This is a genomic window from Pedobacter sp. ok626 (genome assembly GCF_900100435.1).
In the GTDB taxonomy this organism is placed as follows: domain Bacteria; phylum Bacteroidota; class Bacteroidia; order Sphingobacteriales; family Sphingobacteriaceae; genus Pedobacter.
Window position 1 is genome coordinate 153,097 of sequence record NZ_FNEX01000010.1, and the last position, 18,345, is coordinate 171,441.

At 39.5% G+C, this 18,345-nt stretch carries 11 protein-coding genes; 9 read left to right on the forward strand and 2 right to left on the reverse strand.

The window, feature by feature from the left end:
* The 4 genes from BLS35_RS15280 to BLS35_RS15295 all read left to right on the forward strand — a co-directional run bounded on the left by BLS35_RS15280 (nt 1) and on the right by BLS35_RS15295 (nt 6,244).
* A complete protein-coding gene (locus BLS35_RS15280) occupies nt 1-1,377 on the forward strand; it encodes a RagB/SusD family nutrient uptake outer membrane protein (protein ID WP_165973313.1) in 1,377 nt (458 codons plus the stop codon).
* Nucleotides 1,378-1,431: 54 nt separating this feature from the next.
* The gene (locus BLS35_RS15285; RefSeq protein ID WP_090782541.1) at nt 1,432-2,625 is read left to right on the forward strand and encodes a thioredoxin family protein; all 1,194 of its coding nucleotides are present in this window, start codon (nt 1,432-1,434) and stop codon (nt 2,623-2,625) included.
* A 128-nt stretch (nt 2,626-2,753) separates the two neighbouring features.
* Complete coding sequence (locus BLS35_RS15290) at nt 2,754-5,483, forward strand: sensor histidine kinase (protein ID WP_165973312.1); 2,730 nt, start codon at nt 2,754-2,756, stop codon at nt 5,481-5,483.
* Nucleotides 5,483-6,244 carry a LytR/AlgR family response regulator transcription factor gene (locus tag BLS35_RS15295; protein ID WP_090782545.1) on the forward strand — a complete coding sequence of 254 codons (762 nt, stop codon included), beginning with the start codon at nt 5,483-5,485 and terminating at the stop codon, nt 6,242-6,244. Before BLS35_RS15290 ends, BLS35_RS15295 begins: the two co-directional genes overlap by 1 nt.
* A gap of 29 nt (nt 6,245-6,273) precedes the next feature.
* On the opposite strand, the gene BLS35_RS15300 is transcribed toward BLS35_RS15295, so the two are convergent.
* Nucleotides 6,274-8,082, reverse strand: a complete 1,809-nt coding sequence (locus BLS35_RS15300) for a sensor histidine kinase (protein ID WP_090782547.1) — start codon at nt 8,080-8,082, stop codon at nt 6,274-6,276.
* A 298-nt stretch (nt 8,083-8,380) separates the two neighbouring features.
* On the opposite strand from BLS35_RS15300, the gene BLS35_RS28385 reads away from it, so the two are divergent.
* The gene (locus BLS35_RS28385; protein ID WP_090782549.1) at nt 8,381-8,623 is read left to right on the forward strand and encodes a SusD/RagB family nutrient-binding outer membrane lipoprotein; all 243 of its coding nucleotides are present in this window, start codon (nt 8,381-8,383) and stop codon (nt 8,621-8,623) included.
* Nucleotides 8,624-8,723: 100 nt separating this feature from the next.
* Here BLS35_RS28385 and BLS35_RS15310 read toward each other — a convergent pair whose 3' ends face one another.
* Complete coding sequence (locus BLS35_RS15310; RefSeq protein WP_207909115.1) at nt 8,724-9,740, reverse strand: winged helix-turn-helix domain-containing protein; 1,017 nt, start codon at nt 9,738-9,740, stop codon at nt 8,724-8,726.
* Between the two features lie 332 nt (nt 9,741-10,072).
* Between BLS35_RS15310 and BLS35_RS15315 the strand changes: the two genes are divergently transcribed.
* From BLS35_RS15315 to BLS35_RS15330, 4 genes are read left to right on the forward strand one after another with little or no spacing between them, the layout of a single operon-like run.
* Nucleotides 10,073-13,249 carry a SusC/RagA family TonB-linked outer membrane protein gene (locus BLS35_RS15315; RefSeq protein WP_090782551.1) on the forward strand — a complete coding sequence of 1,059 codons (3,177 nt, stop codon included), beginning with the start codon at nt 10,073-10,075 and terminating at the stop codon, nt 13,247-13,249.
* A gap of 18 nt (nt 13,250-13,267) precedes the next feature.
* Complete coding sequence (locus BLS35_RS15320) at nt 13,268-14,842, forward strand: RagB/SusD family nutrient uptake outer membrane protein (protein WP_254778903.1); 1,575 nt, start codon at nt 13,268-13,270, stop codon at nt 14,840-14,842.
* 17 nt (nt 14,843-14,859) lie between these two features.
* A complete protein-coding gene (locus BLS35_RS15325; protein WP_254778905.1) occupies nt 14,860-15,756 on the forward strand; it encodes a DUF5017 domain-containing protein in 897 nt (298 codons plus the stop codon).
* Nucleotides 15,753-18,341 (forward strand): prenyltransferase/squalene oxidase repeat-containing protein, encoded by a 2,589-nt coding sequence (locus BLS35_RS15330; protein WP_090782556.1) that lies wholly within the window; start codon nt 15,753-15,755, stop codon nt 18,339-18,341. The genes BLS35_RS15325 and BLS35_RS15330 overlap by 4 nt, the downstream gene beginning before the upstream one ends.
* The last annotated feature ends 4 nt before the right edge of the window (nt 18,342-18,345 follow it).

Consider the following 18,345-nt stretch of genomic DNA (forward strand, 5'->3'; position numbering starts at 1 on the left):
ATGAAACGTAAATATAATTTTTATAGCCTGTTTGCACTTATTCTGTTAATGATGAGTGCCTGCAACAAACAACTGGATCTGGTTCCGGAAAATAATCTGGTAGAAGAACAGGTGCTGGCCGATAAAGCAACAGCAGAGCGCTTATTAGCGGGCGGTTTTATTAATCAATATTCAACTGAACGCACGATTTTGCCTATGGCAGATCAAAGTACGGGTATAGCCTATCTGGTAACAAATAATTTTTATACTGGTGTGCTTGATCCCTATCAAAGCAATATAGCTGGCTTTTGGTCAACCCATTACAAGGCAATTAATATCGCCAATGTGATCATCAACAACTTGCCCCGGGAGGCTAAATTCGACATCAGTATTCAAAAACAATATATAGCCGAAGCTAAATTTTTACGGGCATATAGCTATTTCCGTTTGGCACTTTTATTTGGTTACAAGGTGTTGGGGGACAATTCGGACGCTAACCCTTGTGTGCCTTTGCAGTTAAACCCTTTTGCTAGCGCCAGTGTGATTATTCCACGCGCTACAAACAAGCAGGTATTGGATCGGGTAGTCCAGGACCTGGAAGAGGCTATTCCTGATTTACCATCTGCATATCCTGATGCTGCAAATATGGATATGAAATTGCGTTCTCGTGCCGTGAAAGCAGTAGGGATGGCATTTCTTTCAAGGGTATATCTGTATTTGAATAATTTCGACAAGGCAATTGACAATGCGAATTTGGTATTGGCTAATAACAATTATGTGCTTGCGGCAAGTCCTGCTAATGTATTTCCAGACAATAAATTAGTGATTGCTGGGGCTGCAAATATTTCTTTTAATAAGGAAGTAGTTTATGGTTATCCTGTCAGCTTTGGTATAAGTACGACCAACTTAGCTTATGTGGTTGATCCTAGTTTTATCCAAACCTATACCCCTAATGATATACGAGGATCCATGGTTATTAAAAATGCTCAAAATCAAAATACTACCAGTAAATATAGTAGCCCTGCTTTTTATGATAATATAATGGTCATTAGGCTGTCGGAAGTGATGTTAAATAAAGCCGAAGCTTTGGCTAGACGTGACGGGCTTAATCAAACTTCGATTGATATTTTAAATGCGATTTATCAGCGGGCATTTGTAGTGGGCCAAAAACCGGCATTTTATACAATGGCTTCTTTTGCAGATAAAAATGCATTGGTGTCCCGGATTTTACTGGAAAGACGTTGGGAATTGGCCTATGAAGGACATGATCGTTTTGATAAAATACGTGCTGGCCTACCAATTAACCCTGTTCTCCCGCTAAATCGATACGCTTTACCAATCCCACAAGCCGACGTTGACATCACGAGTGGAGTACTCGCTCAAAATTTGGGTTACTAAGCCATATAAATAAAAATTCAATAGACAATTTAACAATAAGTAATTTCTAAGAAAATGAAGAAGATAATTATAGCAATGATTACATTATGTGCTTTTAACATGGGGGTAAAAGCACAGCAAGAGGGTAAATCAATCATGTTTGTTCAAGGGACATTAAGTGATGTTTTAAGCCAGGCTAAAAAAGCTAATAAACTGGTTTTTATAGATTGTTACACCTCCTGGTGTGGCCCCTGCAAAATGATGGAAAAACATGTGTTTACCAATGACACTGTAGGTAGTTTTTTTAACCAGACTTTTATCAATTATAAGATGGATATGGAAAAAGGAGAGGGACCTGATGTAGGTAAATTATACAGGGTGATTTCTTATCCCACTTACCTGTTTTTGGATGGGGATGGCAAGGTGGTTCATCGTTCTGGTGGTAGGATGCCGACTGCTGAATTTATTGGTGTTGCAAAAAAGGCGGCTAATCCAGCGGAAACTTCATTGGCAATTGAACAACGTTACGCGGCAGGGGAAAGAAGTCCCGAATTTTTGTTAAAGTATATTGCTGTTTTGAAAAAATCTATTCCTCGTAAAGCAGAAACGCTCTATAATGAACAATTAGCTACAGTGAGCGATGAGGTTCTAAAAACTGACTTGGGCTGGGATATCATTAAACTATATCCATTGAATGAAGGGGATCGGTTGTACCAGTTTTTAATAGCTAATAAAGCACATTTTGTTTCGAAATACGGAAAGGAAGAAATAAGGGAAATTGAAAAGCAAGTAGAGCTTAAAGCTTTATATAAAACTTTAGCTAAAATGGAAAAGGAAGAACTCTTTAAACGTTTAGCTGCCTATCGTCAGGGTGCTGATGCGACAATGCTTGGTACAGCAGGGAAAATAGAGTTGCTGTATTATTTTAATATTAAGGATTATCCTACTTTTCTAAAACTGGCTAAACAATACAGCGCATCTATATTGAAAGTAGATGATGATGCACTTAGTTTTATCGCTCGTAAATCTTGGTCGAGTACAGATGATAAAGCCGTACTTGAGCAGGGATTGGCCATGGCTAAACAAGCTGTGATGATAAACGATAAATCATACCCCAATCAACGGACGCTTGCGGATGTGTACTACAAAATAGGACTTAAAGAGGAAGCAATGAAAGCAGCTCAGAGTGCTTTGAAGATTGCGAATGAGGAAAACCCGAAAGCAGCAAAGCTAACAGAAGAACTAATTGAGAAGATAAAAGCAATGTAAATATTGTTTCACTGTAATCAACAAGATGAAATGGTATTATTGCAGAATAATAAGTCATATATGTCATCTGCTCAATGAGGCCAAACGAAATGGAAAGCTTTAAGTTCTTTTGTTTAAATCTTAGAAATATGAAACAAAAAAAACTTTTAAGCCTTGGAGTAACTTTTTTGCTCGCGCTTTCACAACTCTTCGCTCAAAAACAGAGCGCTACATTAACGCTGAAATCAGGAGATTGGTTTGAAACAGGGATTCAAATTACTAGTGTAGCTCATACCTTCGACTATAACTTTAATGTTAGGTATGAGCTCTCCAATAAAATGCCAAATGGAAATTTGGTTTTTAAAGTATCTTTTGAACGAATGCAATTAAAATATGCTGATGCAAAAAATATTTGGTTTGGTTATGATTCATACTATCCTCCTTATCTAGAGAACCGTAAAAAAAAACTAACTAAACAGATTTATGAAATAACAGCGGACAGCCATGGGAAAATATCAAAACTGAAGTCATTGTCGACCGCTCAGAAAATTAACTTCTCATTAATAAGTGTTAAAACAAGATCTTCTGGTCCAAAAGCAGAATTCACACCTGATAGTCTTTTCCCAACTGCACATTTAAAGCAAATTTCTGAGACAATAATAAGTTCCCTGCTCGTTGGTAAGGATCTGGCTAAAACATTAGCCTTGTCGAACTCCACTGGTGGGGATAAAATTACTAGTGCAGTTTTAAAATTAGCCTCTTTCAAATTGCCAAAAAATGCATTGATCAAAGGAAATATTGCTAACCTACCTAAGATCGATAGTCTTTACGAGATTAATCATGAACTTTTTAGGTTTAACAAAGATGGTTCTTTTAGTGCTAATGTGTTAGTCGGTTTAAATTCAAGAAGTAGATGGATTTTTGGTCAATTTGATGAATACAAAACCTTCAGTATCCTTTTGGAACCCTTAGACACGCTTATCGTTAAAGCAGATGCGCTAAATTTTGACAACAGCCTTTCTTTTGCAGGAAATGCAGCAGCGAAAGCCTCACTAAGTAAAGATTTGGTATCTGTTTTTAACCACCAATGGGTTAATGAAAGTAATTACCGTTCTAAATCACTAAAAGAATTTTTGTCTTTTCAGAAACAGGGGCAAAATGAATTTGACGGTATCTTAAATAAGTATGCTGATCGGGTATCATCAGAGATTTTAAACTATTGCAGAACTGATTTTAAATATGTGCAGGCTGGAACGAAATTGATGTACCTTTCTCACTATCGTAATGATATAAAACCGAATACATCTTTTGATGAGTTCCCTAAAGGCTTCTTTCTAAGTATTGATACACTACCTGTTGCAATGAGTGGTCTGGAAGGTGGTCTTTATTATGGTGCTTACCTAAGGTGGTTACTTTCCTATAAGCAAACAAAATTAGGTATGATAAATGCCAACCAGTACGGCTTCTTTGCTGATTATGCAACCGCTATGGCATCTTTCGATGGATATCCCTTATATTTTTCCATTTATGAATCTTTAAGAAAAGAGCTCCATAAAAGCGAAGTGGAAAGTACAGAAAGGCTGAAGAATTATTATGAAGACTTCATCAATAATTGTGGCGATACTACATTTACAAATCGGGTAAAAGAGGAATGGACCCAAGCAAGGCTTTGGTTCCCCGGGAATCCAAGCCCGGTTAAGAAACTTTTGTTACAAGATGGAAGCACCCTTGATCTTGCCAAATTCAAAGGAAAGCCTTTGGTATTAATTGTGAATTATAATAATCCCGATGTTTTAAAAAGCTACATTGATCTTATAAAAAAGCAAAATCGTAGTCAGGCTCATTTTGTTATCGCACAGAGCCTGGCCTCAGCGGAGAAAAGTACCATTGATCAGCAACTGAGGGATCTGCCTAACGTCACCTACGTGGAGTTAGCTAAAGACTTAAGCAAACAAAATAACATTAATCTTTATTATCAGCAGACCAAGGTATTTACATTTACTCCAGATTTTAAAGTCATATCCAGTTACTTGATTGATGAATACCCCAATATAGAAAAGGTAATTAAGGAGCCGATTGTAGATCATCAGGCAATACAGGAGCTGATAAAAAATGCAATAGATTCGGGTGTGATGACCAAGGAGCAAAAGGCATCATTGCTGAAAACAATAGGGTGGAGCATTTGCTCCGCCCTGCTTACTGCAGTTGTCATATTTTCTGTGTATAGAGCAAGAATTGCCGGCTTAAAGAAGAAAACACTATTAAAGAACAAAATCAAGGATTTGGAGATCAAAGCTATACGTTCACAGATGAACCCGCATTTTATGTTCAATGCTTTGAATTCTATACAATCTCTGATCAATAATAATCAGTATAAAGAAGCAAATGTTTATCTGGAGAAGTTCTCATTGTTGATGCGAAGGGTTCTGAATAATTCGGAGAAAACCTTCGTGACACTTTCAGATGAGCTAGATGCCATCACACTCTATTGTGAGCTGGAGCAGCTGCGCTTTAACTTTAAATTTGAAATTGAAGTTTCTCCCCAAGTGAACACCCAATTGATGGAAATTCCAGGTATGATCATCCAGCCGCTTGTAGAAAATTCAATCCTACATGGTTTGGCTCAAAAGGGAGACACAGGACGGCTTGTTATACATATTAGTTGTGATCAGAGATACCTTAAGATTGTAATTAAAGACAATGGTACTGGCTTAAAAGAAAATATAGTTAACGGGAATAAGAGCTTTGGATTAAAGCTGGTAAGAGAACGACTAATCTTGCTAAATGCTGGTACAAGTGTGGGGGAATTACATTTAAGTAGTAATTTAGGCGAAAATGAAAACGGCGTTACTGCTGTATTAACTATACCAATAGATTAATGGGGGTCTTAAAAGCGATATTAATTGACGATGAATTGAAAAGCAGGAGTAATTTGCGTCAGTTGTTGTTGGAATATTGCCCAAATGTAGCAATCGTTGCCGAAGCAGGCTCTGCTCTTGAAGCACTTAAATTAATTAGGGAATTAAACCCCGATTTACTTTTTCTGGACATAGAAATGGGAGAAGTTTCGGGGTTCGACTTGTTAAAATTATTAACTGGTCAGCAGAATTTTGAAGTTATTTTTGTTACCGCTTTTGACAAATATGGGATACAGGCAGTTAAAGCATGTGCTATAGATTACCTGCTTAAGCCGATTAATATTTTGGAATTGAGCAATGCAGTCGAAAAAGCAACAATCCAAATTAATCCTAAAAAAGAAAATGAAAGGTTAAAGGAATTGGTTGCCAATATAGATAGAGGAGATGATGAGCAAAAGATCGCTATCCCTTTATCGGATAAAATAGAGTTCTTGGCGATCAACAAAATCATAAGGTTCGAGGCTGAGGGTAATTACACGCATATTTATTTAGATAATAAGAAACAATTTCTGGTCTGTAAAACATTAAAGGAATATCAGGAATTGCTCGAAAATCATAATTTCATTAGGACACACCAGTCTCATCTGATTAACTTCCGAAAAATCTCTGCTTATGTAAAAACCGATGGAGGATACATTGCCATGGAAGATGGCAGTCAGGTTCCCATCTCAAGACAAAAAAGAGATGAAGTTTTATTCAGAATCATGAGAGGAAAATTTTAAACTTAATCCAACGAATAGGGAAGATAGATTTACTTTACAATTATTGGGATAGATACAATTATTTCAGTGCCTTCGGCGTTTGAATTTATTTTAATGTCACCATTTAGATATTGAACACGGCGGCGAATGGACTGCAAGCCTATTGTTGACCTTCCAATTTCAGCTTTCTTTTCATCTAAGCCTATTCCATCATCATTGATGGTTAATAATAAGTTATCATCCTCTTCATAAATCAAAATACCTACATTTTTAGCTCTGGCATGTTTGATAATATTGGTGATGGCCTCTTGAATTATGCGGAGTAATGCTATTCGTGTGTCCATATCAATACCCGATAATGCGCTATTGTCTATGTGAATATTCTTGTTGTATCTGCTATTAGGCAGAGAATTATCTGTCAGTAATATAATTTGCTTTTCAAAAGACTGTTCTTGTTGTTCATCAGCGGCACTGAACCATTCATGACTTTTGTTTCGAGCTACTTTATAAGCCTTTTCCGTTTCCTTTTGGAGCATATCCAATTTTCTTTTCAGGTCAATATCACTGGTATCCATCTTTAGTGTTTCTAATTGATATCTGATAGCGGCAATGGACGATGAAAGGCCGTCATGAAGGTCTTGTCCAAGCCGTTGTTGCTCCTCCTTTACCGCCTGGTGTTTAGCCTCTTCCATAGTCATGATTTGCATATTTGCCATATCATTGAGGGCTTCTATCCGTGCTTTCGCTTTTCGGTCCCGACGGAGCATCATTAGATAGATGCCCAGTACAATCATAACTGAGGAAAATGAAATGACCAGCAACCATATGGTTCGTTGCGCATTTTTTTCGCTTAGTAACTTATTGTAGTCCTGCACAGCATTATAGGCAACATAATCATTGATAAATTTTTTTGATTTTTCCCATTCCGCTGTGATCGACTTGTCGAGCTCGAAATAAACTTTGATGATTTCATCTTTATCCCCGAGTTGTCTTGCCGTTTCTAATGCATTGTGTAAAATGTAAATTTCTATGGAGCTGTCTCCATTTTTTTGTGCCACCTCATAAGCCTGGTAATAATATTCAAGCTGTTTTTTAGGATTTTTATCATGAAATTCTGTCATTAAGAAGAGTGCGTTGATCACTAGGTCTATGTTGCCAATACGCCTTGCATCAAGTAACGACTGTTTTGCAAGTGTTAAAGCTTCTTGTAACTGGCCTTTTGAAACCAACAAACGTGCCTGCCATAATCGATTGTAAATCAGTATATTTTCATCTTTATAGCGGCTTGCAATTTCTTCGGATTTGCTCAGGTAGTAATGAACACTATCCTGCGGAAGATTCGAATTTCGGAGACCATAGTTTGCATATACCCTGGACATAATACTATCTTTTTTCAACTTTTTCCCGATTTCGAAAGTCTTTTGCAAAATTGAAATAATCTTTGCCCTATCGGACACACCCTTGTTCATAACACTGGTCATATCCAGGTATACCGTAATGATTTTTTCGGTATCGTTAAGTTGCTGATACTGGGATAATATCTTTCCAAGCAGTTCCAATGATTCCGCATATAACCCTCTTTTATAAAAAGCGAAGGCAATTGAATGGCTTGCCTCTATTTGCCCCCTCTGGTAACGTATATTGGCAGCCATACCTTTGGCCTTAACCCCATAATAAAAACAGCTGTCTGCATTTCTGGTTCGGTAAAGTGTCCCGAGTCTGTTTAAGCTGTTGATCAGGGCAACACTGTCTTTGATTAAAGATAATCCTTGTAATTCCTGCTCGATTTGCTGGATTTGGCCTTGGGCGGAGTTGCTACAAACATAAATAAATAAAATCAGGAGCAAAGATCGTTTCATAAGTTTTGTCTAATGTAGCAAAAGTATAGACTTAGAATCATCATTATGGCATTTTAGACAAGTGTTATGCTATCAGCGTTACTTTTAAGCAAAAGAATAGCTAAATATTTTTAGATGCGCCTGACTATAAAAATATTGGATGAGCTGTTAATACATCTAGATATGGTGAATAGTTAGGGAAATATGCAGTTAAAATAAATTTCTTCTACTACTTTTGGGGCAGTTAATAAACCTATGCGTATGATGCCGTACAAAAAGTTTCAGGAAATACAATTCAGACTGTTAAAGGTAAAAGTATCTGGCCAATTTCTTACAAGGTAGTAGATATCAATCCTGGTTTGAAAACCGCAGAACGGGTTACCCGGTATTTATCTTAAATACTTCAACAAACCTGAATTCCTCATCCTCCAATTTTCCTTTGCGCTGGCTTTATCCATCAAATGAACTGGACTATAACGCTGAAAATGTGACAAAAGCTATTAAAAGCCAATATGGGGGGAGTGACGATACCAATCAAGTTATGTGGATTTTAAAAAATTAAGACTCAGTTGAGGCAATAGATTTTGAGCGGATAGGAGGTGCTAAAATTGGAAAATTTGTAATTAACCATAGTTTGCCAGGCCTGTTTGTTGTTGTAACGATTAAAGTGATTGTCTTTTGATAACTTTTGTAGGATTCCTCGTAATCACGATTTTTTCATCCAGAATGGCCTCTGCCACTGTTTTTCCCATTGCCTCAAAATCAGTTGAAATGACGGTAATTCCGTTTTCAAGGACTTCTTTCACAAGTGTATCATTATAAGAGATTAGGCCTATGTCCTTACCTAATTTAAGTTTCTTTTTACGCGCAAGCTTAATTAGCATCACATCATCAGTATCATATCTGCTAAAGGTTACGTACGCATTACCTTTTTGGAAAGTCTTTTCATCAATGTCAGATTGGATCAGGTAGGGGTACTCAACTTCAGTACAATAATGTAAGAAACCTTCAATTACAAGCTTGGCATGTATAGCTTCGGGATGAGCCACCAGTATCAGGCGATCGTATTTTTTCAATTCATCCTTTAGCTGATGAAGGCTATTATAGATGTCATAACCATAATCCTGGTATATACAGCTGTAGTTGCCTGATAGGCCCTGCTCGTTTAAATCGATGATTATTCGTTTTTTATCCGGAATTAAGTCCAGGATTGGAACAACATCTTCTTTTAAAAAAGTGGCAATAACATAATGTGTATATGCCCCAAGGTTTTCTTTGATCAATTTTTCGAATACCTGATAATTGTGATGGTGAAAATAAATGTCTATATCCGCTCGATTTGCCAGTTGATTAAAAAGGGTTCTGTAAAACTGTTCACGCAGAATATTCATTTTATCGAGGAGCAAAAAAACACGGGAGGAGCGATCAAGAGTAGTTCTGCGTACATAATACCCTTTTCTATATACGGATTCTACAATGCCTTTTTCAACAAGTTCATTCAGGCCTTTGAGTAGAGTTTCTTTACTCATTTTTAATTGTAGTTGGAGTTGCTTGAGAGAGGGCAGTTGATCTCCAATGTGAAGCTGATCTATTTCTATCAATGACATAATGTGATCGGCAAGTTGCTTGTATTTCATTTTGCCTTGAATGCCATTCTGTGGGGTATTTTCTGATGTCATAGATATTTGGTTTAAACAAATGTAATTAATAGACCATACAAACCAAACCAGTCTATCTAACAATTTATTCAATAACCACCCCCATTCCGTATCAGATGTTTTTTGTTTTTTTATTTGTTTAATCGAAATAAATTATATTATATTTGTTTAGTAAACCAGTCCAGACCAGACTAACTATATTACACATGTAAGGATGCTATTTGCTTTAATTGCTGTTGATGAGAGGTGCGTAATCCGGATGGGCTTTAAAATGCTTTAACGAGTCATTTAAAAATGTATGACAGATATGTAGATGTCTGTCGTAACAATACAACCAAATATAAATAATGAATATGAAACCAAACTTACTCTTAACGATGTTATTGGTCCTGGGTATTCAGCTGGCTGGGCTGGCCCAGGCGGTAAAAACCATTACCGGAACAGTAATAGATGAAAACGGAGCACCTCTACCTGGCGTAGTAGTGACCATCCGGGGGAAAACAGCTTCCGGTGTAACGAATGGCCAGGGCCACTTTAGCCTTTCCAATGCAAAAGAAAGCGACATCCTTGTACTCTCGATGGTTGGCTATACAAGCAAAACAATTGTTGTAACCAGCTTGAACCAGTACAAAGTGCAGCTGGAGCCTAGCAACACGGCCTTAGATGACGTAGTAGTTGTTGGTTATGGTCAGGTAAAACGAAAGGATCTTACGGGGTCGGTCGGTTCTGTAGTCATGAAAGATATGGAAAAGGCACCGGTGGTTTCCTTTGAAGATGCTTTGGCGGGAAGGGTTGCAGGTGTGCAGGTTGGTTCTAGTGATGGACAGCCAGGTAGTGTTAGTAACATCACCATTCGAGGAGGGAATTCCATTACCCAATCAAATTCACCACTTTATGTGATTGATGGCTTTCCTTTGGAAAGTCCAGATAACAATACCATTAATCCAGATGATATCGAATCAATAGATATATTGAAAGACGCATCTTCTACAGCGATTTATGGCGCTAGAGGTGCCAATGGGGTGATCATGATCAAAACGAAGGAGGGTAAGGTAGGCGCGCCGGTGGTTACCTATAACAATTGGTTGGGCTATCAGTATCCGGCAAAGCAGATAGAGGTGATGAGCCCTTATGAGTTTGTGAAATACCAGCTGGAGTTGAATAAGACTTCCGCTAACGCCTTGTATCTTAACGGCAGAACTTTGGATTCGTATCGGGATGTGCAGGGGATAAACTGGCAGGACCATGTATTGCAGAATGCATTTATGCAAAACCATAGCTTCTCGATGAGGGGCGGGACTGCAGCTACAAAGTATTCGGTAAGCAGCTCCTATTTAAATCAGGATGGAATTGTTATTAATGGTGGATACAAAAGATATCAGGGACGGTTTCAGATAGATCAGCGTGTAGGACAAAATATAAGAATTGGTATTAATACCAATTATACATATGGAATCAAAAAAGGTCAGATTGCCAATTTAACCAGTGATAACCTAAACAGCAGTTCGGCTGGAAATGCCAGCTCATATTTGATGTACAGCACCTGGGGATATAGGCCTATTACAGGCAAAGGAGATGATGAAAATTTCTTTGATCAGCCTTTTGATGACGATGTGGCAGGGAATACAGATTTAAGGATAAATCCTGTGGTAAACTCCAACAACTTGTATCAGTATGCTTTTAACAAATCGCTTAGTACCAATGCTTTTGTAGAGTATTCTTTCCTGAAGTATTTTAAGTTCAAGCTGAGTGGCGGGATGACGGATACCCGTCTGACTTTTGAGCGCTTTAACAACTCTAATACGGCAGCTGGAAATCCGCGGACCGTTTATGGGCAAAACTACGGCATTAATGGTTACCTCGAAAATCAAAATATCCGCAGTTTGTTGAACGAGAACGTGCTCACATTTAACAGAACATTTAACAAGAAGCACCGTTTAGATGCAGTGGCGGGTTTTACCATGCAGAGAAATAGCAATGAGGGGGATGGATTTGTGTCTATTTTATTGCCAAATGAGGGATTGGGCATCAGGGGACTTGACCAGGGGACTGTCCTGGCAAAAACAACCTCAGGTAGTTACTCAACGATTGTATCCTTACTGGGACGTGTTAACTATACTTTTAACTCTCGATATATGTTCACCGCTTCTTTCCGCAGTGATGGATCTTCAAAGTTTGCGCTGGATAACAGAATTGGTTATTTCCCTTCCGGTGCTTTTGCCTGGAATATTGGGGAAGAAAAATTCCTGAAATCTGTTAAAGCTATTTCATCCGCAAAACTAAGGGCCTCTTATGGAATTACAGGAAATAATCGGGTATCAGATTTTGCTTACCTGCCAGTGTTAGACCTGGAAGTTGGGGCCAATACTGGCAATACTAAGAGTGGTTATTATTTTAACGGACAATACATTAAAGGGACAGTTCCTGTTGGGCTGGGAAATGAGAAACTCCAATGGGAGCCAACCGGAAACCTTGATCTTGGACTAGACTTAGGTTTCTTTAATCAACGCATCAGTTTAACTACCGACTATTATTATAAAAGAACCTCAGACTTATTGCTGAATGCTTCATTGCCCACTTCAACTGGGTACCTTACCGCATTTAAAAATATAGGTGTTGTAGTAAATAGGGGCTTGGAGTTTACTTTGAATACCATAAACGTGAGTACAAAGAAGTTTAACTGGACATCCAATTTCAACATCGCCTTTAACAATAACAAGATCGAAGAGTTGAATGGTGATCAGCCTAGCTTGATTACACGTGTTTCGAACTGGAATGCCAATTTTAATAACTCGTTACCTTATATTGCCTTACCAGGACGCCCTGTGGCCTTGTTCTACGGCTATGTTTTCGACGGAGTGTATCCTTTAAGCGATTTCAATATACTGTCTAACGGCAGCTATGAGCTGAAATCTGATGTACCCAACAATGGAGGCGCTCGCTCGCTCATCAAGCCGGGCTTCATCAAATACAAAGACATTAACGGAGATGGGGTAGTAGATGCAAATGACCAGACGATTGTTGGTAATCCTAATCCCAAACACATTGGGGGCTTTTCCAATAATTTCCGGTATGGACAGTTCGACCTCAATGTTTTCTTACAATGGTCTTACGGAAATGACATTTTAAATGCAAACCGGATCGTATTTGAAGGTGCGGAAGCCAGACAAAGTTTAAACATGTTTAAAACCTATGAGAACAGGTGGTCTATGGAAAATCAGAATAGCGATTTGCCTGTCGCCGGTGGTTATGGTCCTAATGTATTCTCTGACAGGAATATTGAAGATGGTTCCTTCCTTCGCTTAAAGACAGTCTCATTGGGCTATAATCTTTCTTCTGCAGTAACGAAAAAGCTGAAAATACAATCAGCCCGATTTAATGTTTCGGCACAAAATCTGGTAACCTGGACCAACTATTCTGGTCTGGACCCTGAAGTTTCGGTGCGAAATTCTGCACTTACACCGGGTTTCGACTGGAGCCCTTATCCAAGGGCGCGCGTCATCACCTTTGGTATGAACCTAACTTTTTAACGATAAATGTTTTTTAAAATGAAAACAACTTTATTATATATCGCGATGATGCTGGCACTGGTTGTTAGCTCATGTTCAAAGATCCTGGATACAACTCCACAGGATTTTGTATCGCCAGTAAATTATTACAATACAGAAAGTGAACTGCAATCTGCATTGGCCGGAGTATACGACCGTTTGGGTGATAACAGGGTTTATTCACAAGGGATGTCTTGCTATATGGTTTTTAGTGACGAGTTTTTCATGAAAAACCAAACGGCAGGAATCAATGCCAATATTGTAGATGCATCGACCCTGGAAGTAAACAGGCACTGGGAATCACTTTACACGGGCATTGAGCGAGCGAACATGTTGCTCGAAAATATAGATAAGGCTGCCGCTAAGGTGTCTGTGGAAAAACGCAACGAAATAAGAGGGCAGGCGCTATTTTTAAGAGCTTACTATTACTTTCTGCTAACAGATGAGTTTGGAGGGGTCCCCTTAAAGCTCCAATCTAGCAAATCGCCCGAAGAAGCGCCTCTCCCTGGTACTCCGATAAAAGACATTTACGAGTATATTGTGACTGATATGAAAAAGGCAGAAGATATGGTGAGGCCCGTTTCTGATTATGGCTATAATACACGTATTACAAAAACTACAGTACAAGGTATACTGGCGAGGGTTTATCTGACCATGGCAGGCGCTCCACTAAAGGATGTCGCAAAATATGCTGATGCCAGAATTTACGCAGAAAAAGTAATGAAGTCAGAACTGCACAGCCTGAATCCCGACTTCAAACAGATCTATATCAATCATGTTCAGGAGATCTTCGAGACAAGGGAAAGCATGTGGGAAGTAGAATTTAAAGGAACAAACCAGGGCGAAATACAGGAGGGGGGCATGATTGGCAGTTATAATGGCATTACCTCTGGAAATATTGAAATGGGATATGGTTATGATTACGTTCATGCTACTGCGAAGCTTTACAATGCTTATGCTACTGGCGACCTGAGAAAGGACTGGACAGTTGCTCCTTACCGATATGTGACAAGCGGACAAACGGCTATAAAGACCAATTGGGCCGCAGATCAGATATACGACCGCAGCAACGGGAAATGGAGACGCGAGTATGAACTTCTTTTACCAAGAAATCAAAACTATACCGGTACAAACTGGCCGCTGTTAAGATATGCCGATGTATTGCTGATGTTTGCAGAAGCTGATAATTATACCAATAATGGCCCCTCTGCAGATGCCTATAAAGCAATTAATATGGTGAGGCGTAGAGGCTATGGAAAAGATGTGCTTGTACCTGATGTACAGGCAGACGCCGCTGCTAATTTGTCGCAGCAGGACTTCCTGGACCTGATCAGGAATGAACGGTTACGTGAGCTTGCTTTCGAGGGCCTTCGGAAACACGATCTTGTACGATGGGATATTTATCCATCCGTTATGCAGGCACAGGCAAGGGAATACCAAGCCAACATGCCGACCGCTTTAAAAGATGCGGCTATTGCACAGGCACAACGGGTAACTGATCGTGCTGTTTTATTCCCAATCCCTAACAGTGAACTGGCCGTTAACCCTAATATCAAACAAAATACAGGATGGTAACTACAAAATTGTATAAGATGAAAAAGCTATTAATTGCATCTGTTGTATTATTTTCCCTGGCTTCCTGCCAGAAGACCTACGAGCTGGCTACCCCGGATGATTTTTCTGTTGAATTAGAAAAAAGCAGTTATAAAGTTGGAGAGCCTGTTAGGTTTATTATTAATGGTAAGCCCGAGAATATTGTATTCTGGTCGGGGGAAGCTGGACGCAAATATGAGTTCAGAAAAAGAACGGTTGTGGAAGGAAATGCTATTTCCCTCAATTTTAAAACTTTTGCCCAGTTCTTAATGCCTGTTGATCAATCGGTGATCAAACTGTATGTATCCACCAATTTCAGCGGAATATATGATGCTACAAATGTAAGGGCTGCTACCTGGGAAGATATTACAGATAAAGCTGTTTTATCTTCTGGTGTGGATCAGACACCCTCAGGAAATATCAGCCTGAATACTTTTGCAGAGCGTAATAAAAACATGGCCCTGGCTTTGGTCTATAAGACCACTGTGATAAAGCCGGAAACACAGCAAAACCGTTGGGTAGTCCGTTCTTTCGATCTTAAGAGCACCAATCAGCAGGGAGAAGAAACGGTACTGGCCACTATGGCCACTGCGGGCTGGACTGCTTTTAATTTTAGTGGTCCTGCAACCAATTGGAGCATTACCTCAGCACAGTTGCTTACGGTAAGGAACAGTACTGATCTGGATGATGACTGGGTAATAACCAAACAATTTAATCCTAATAGTATTTTACCTGATCTAGGGGAACCCATCAAGAATATTTCCCAGAATCTAAAAGATTATACCAGGGTTTATACCAAAGCAGGTGTATATAAAGTTTCATTTGTAGCAACCAATGCCAATTTAGAACAATCAATTACTGTTGTAAAAGAAATAGAATTAACCATTACCCAATGAGATTTAACCGTGTAATCCTATTGCTGCTTGCTTTTGCAAGTAGCAGTTATGCCCAGCTAGCTCCCAAAGCCCGATTGACAAATGATGTGCTTCGCCTGAATTGGGAAGATACCGGTAAGGGATATAAAATAAAACAGCTGTTGGTAAAAGGACAAAACGGATGGCATTCCCTGTCTGCCACATTGGGGCAATATACCCTGCTTTACAGTGCGGATCAACCTAAGATGGATTCGGAAGTTAAGGACAAAAATGGGAAAGAAATCCAGTTTCCTGAGCCAGAATACCGCTATATCATCCCTACCTGGAAGGCGAATACTTCTGCGGTTTCGTTAAATAAGGAAGGGCGTGCCATTTCATTTTATCCGCAGCAGTATAAACAGGTTGGCAATACACTCGTTTTTAAGCAAAAAACAGATGTCTCTACTGTAGAAGCCATCTGGAAATTAGATCCTGTTTATAAAAATGATCTACAGGTTTCCATCCGCTTAACAGCAGATAAGGATGGATATTATTCCATAGCAAGTCCGGCATTAAACGCAAACGACAAAAAAAGCTTTGAATGGGGCTGCATTCCTGGAGTGTTTCAGGGCAGTACCATCAACAGTGATTTTATAGATGCCTATGCATATGGGCACGGAATTCCGGATAGACCGGTTGTGGTGAGAGAAAGAACAGCGGCTGCATTGACTGCCATGCTGACAAATAAAGATGGAATTACACTCGCAGTTACGGCTGAGCCGGGAACAGCCAGAGACCCATGGGAATCTGATAAATCTACCCAGTCGAACTGGCTGTTGGGCTTGTCATTAATCAACAGGCAGGAGCAATTGAGCCCGACCTTATATCACCCGGTACTGGGACAGGACAAGTCATATTTAAAAAAGGGAGAAAGCATCTCCTTTGATTTCAGGTACAGCATTAATACTTCTAACTGGTATCAGACCTATCAGCATGTCGTGAATGATGTTTACCGCTTTGATGAGCTGTTGCATCTAAAGCAGACCAAGCTTTCCTTATCTGATCGCATGGAACAGCTTTTAGACTATGTGAAAAAGGACAGTACTTCCCGTTGGCGGACTTTCGATTATAAAGGTCGAACCATTGGCGCCCAGGAATATTTGGGTGGGGTGCATGGCTCGGAAAAAGATGCCGTAAAAAATGCCGATTACGGGGCCATGTGGATGTTGGCGAATATAACGCAGGACCCGATCCTTGTTCAGAAACGTCTTAAAGATGCATTGAACTTTAAATTGGCGCAGCAAAATACGGATGGTGGGTTCTTTCATGGAGCAGCAGCAGGTCAATATTACCTCTACAAATCAAAACGGTTTACTGAAGAGTGGGGGCCTTATACGGAGCCGATCGCAACCACTTATTATATTTTGCTGGATATGGGGAATGTGGCTTTGTTTGAGCCAGATAATCAGCAGCTTAAATCGGGTATACGTATGGCGGCCGACTGGCTTTTGACCAAAATGAAACCAGAAGGTTATTGGGAAGTAGCTTATCATAACGATACGCAAAAGCCGATGTTTGAAGACCTGAAAGATTACAGGCCTACTTTTTACGGACTGTTGGTTGCATACCAGACGCTTCGGGATCAAAAATATCTGGATGCGGCTATAAAGGCTGCCGACTGGTACATTAAAAATGCTGTAGATAAAGGATATTTTTTAGGTGTTTGTGGAGATGCCAGGTTTGCACCTGATTTTGCAACGGGACAAAGTGCCCAGGCTTTGCTCGATCTATATGAAATTACAAAGGATGTAAGATTTAAACAGGCTGCTATTAAAACTGCACAATTCTATACAACCTCCATTTATTCTCACCCGATTCCGACTAAAGAAAGCAAAAAAGTAGGGGATAGACAATTGGAAGATTGGCAAATAAGCCAGGTGGGGCTAAGTTTTGAACATGGAGGCATTTTAGGTTCCGCAAACAACAGCGGTCCCATTATGCTCGCGAGCCATGCTGGTATGTTTGTAAGGTTATTTCAACTGACCAAAGATTCTCTATACCTCAAAATGGCAAGAACTGCAGCTTTAAGTAAAGATGCTTTTGTAGACCCGGCCACGGGAGTAGCCTCCTATTATTGGAGTGCAATGAATAAGGGGGCGGGGCCTTTTCCGCACCACGCCTGGTGGCAGGTGGGTTGGATCACCGACTACCTGATGGCAGAGCTTTCCTTACGTTCGCAGGGCCGGATTGATTTTCCTTCAGGCTTTCTTACCCCTAAGGTTGGTCCGCACAAAACCTTTGGCTTCAGGCAGGGAAAAATATTTGATAAGCAGGGCGACCTGACATTGATGGAAAAATTGGTTTCATTGAACAATCCAAATATGGACTATGTATGCGCCCTCAATAAGCAGGAGAAAGTGTTTTACTTGTTTGTCTTGAACAACGATGACGAAATACAGGAAAGCAGCCTCAAGCTAGATATGTCCCATTTTATTCCAGGACAGAGTCTGGATATGAAAACTGTCCAATGCTTTTCTGCATCAGGTTCAAAGATTCCTTTTTCTGTGGGAGATCCTATAAAAATAGCACCTTATGGCCTCCAGGTTTATGCATTTACATACAAATAAATTA

What these genes read in the sequence shown, in the direction of transcription:
- BLS35_RS15295 (WP_090782545.1), top strand. Translation starts at nt 5,483, where the DNA reads ATGGGGGTCTTAAAAGCGATATTAATTGACGATGAATTGAAAAGCAGG.
- BLS35_RS15285 (WP_090782541.1), top strand. Translation starts at nt 1,432, where the DNA reads ATGAAGAAGATAATTATAGCAATGATTACATTATGTGCTTTTAACATG.
- BLS35_RS15290 (WP_165973312.1), top strand. Translation starts at nt 2,754, where the DNA reads ATGAAACAAAAAAAACTTTTAAGCCTTGGAGTAACTTTTTTGCTCGCG.
- BLS35_RS15320 (WP_254778903.1), top strand. Translation starts at nt 13,268, where the DNA reads ATGAAAACAACTTTATTATATATCGCGATGATGCTGGCACTGGTTGTT.
- BLS35_RS15310 (WP_207909115.1), bottom strand. Translation starts at nt 9,740, where the DNA reads ATGACATCAGAAAATACCCCACAGAATGGCATTCAAGGCAAAATGAAA.
- BLS35_RS15325 (WP_254778905.1), top strand. Translation starts at nt 14,860, where the DNA reads ATGAAAAAGCTATTAATTGCATCTGTTGTATTATTTTCCCTGGCTTCC.
- BLS35_RS15315 (WP_090782551.1), top strand. Translation starts at nt 10,073, where the DNA reads ATGAAACCAAACTTACTCTTAACGATGTTATTGGTCCTGGGTATTCAG.
- BLS35_RS15280 (WP_165973313.1), top strand. Translation starts at nt 1, where the DNA reads ATGAAACGTAAATATAATTTTTATAGCCTGTTTGCACTTATTCTGTTA.
- BLS35_RS15330 (WP_090782556.1), top strand. Translation starts at nt 15,753, where the DNA reads ATGAGATTTAACCGTGTAATCCTATTGCTGCTTGCTTTTGCAAGTAGC.
- BLS35_RS15300 (WP_090782547.1), bottom strand. Translation starts at nt 8,082, where the DNA reads ATGAAACGATCTTTGCTCCTGATTTTATTTATTTATGTTTGTAGCAAC.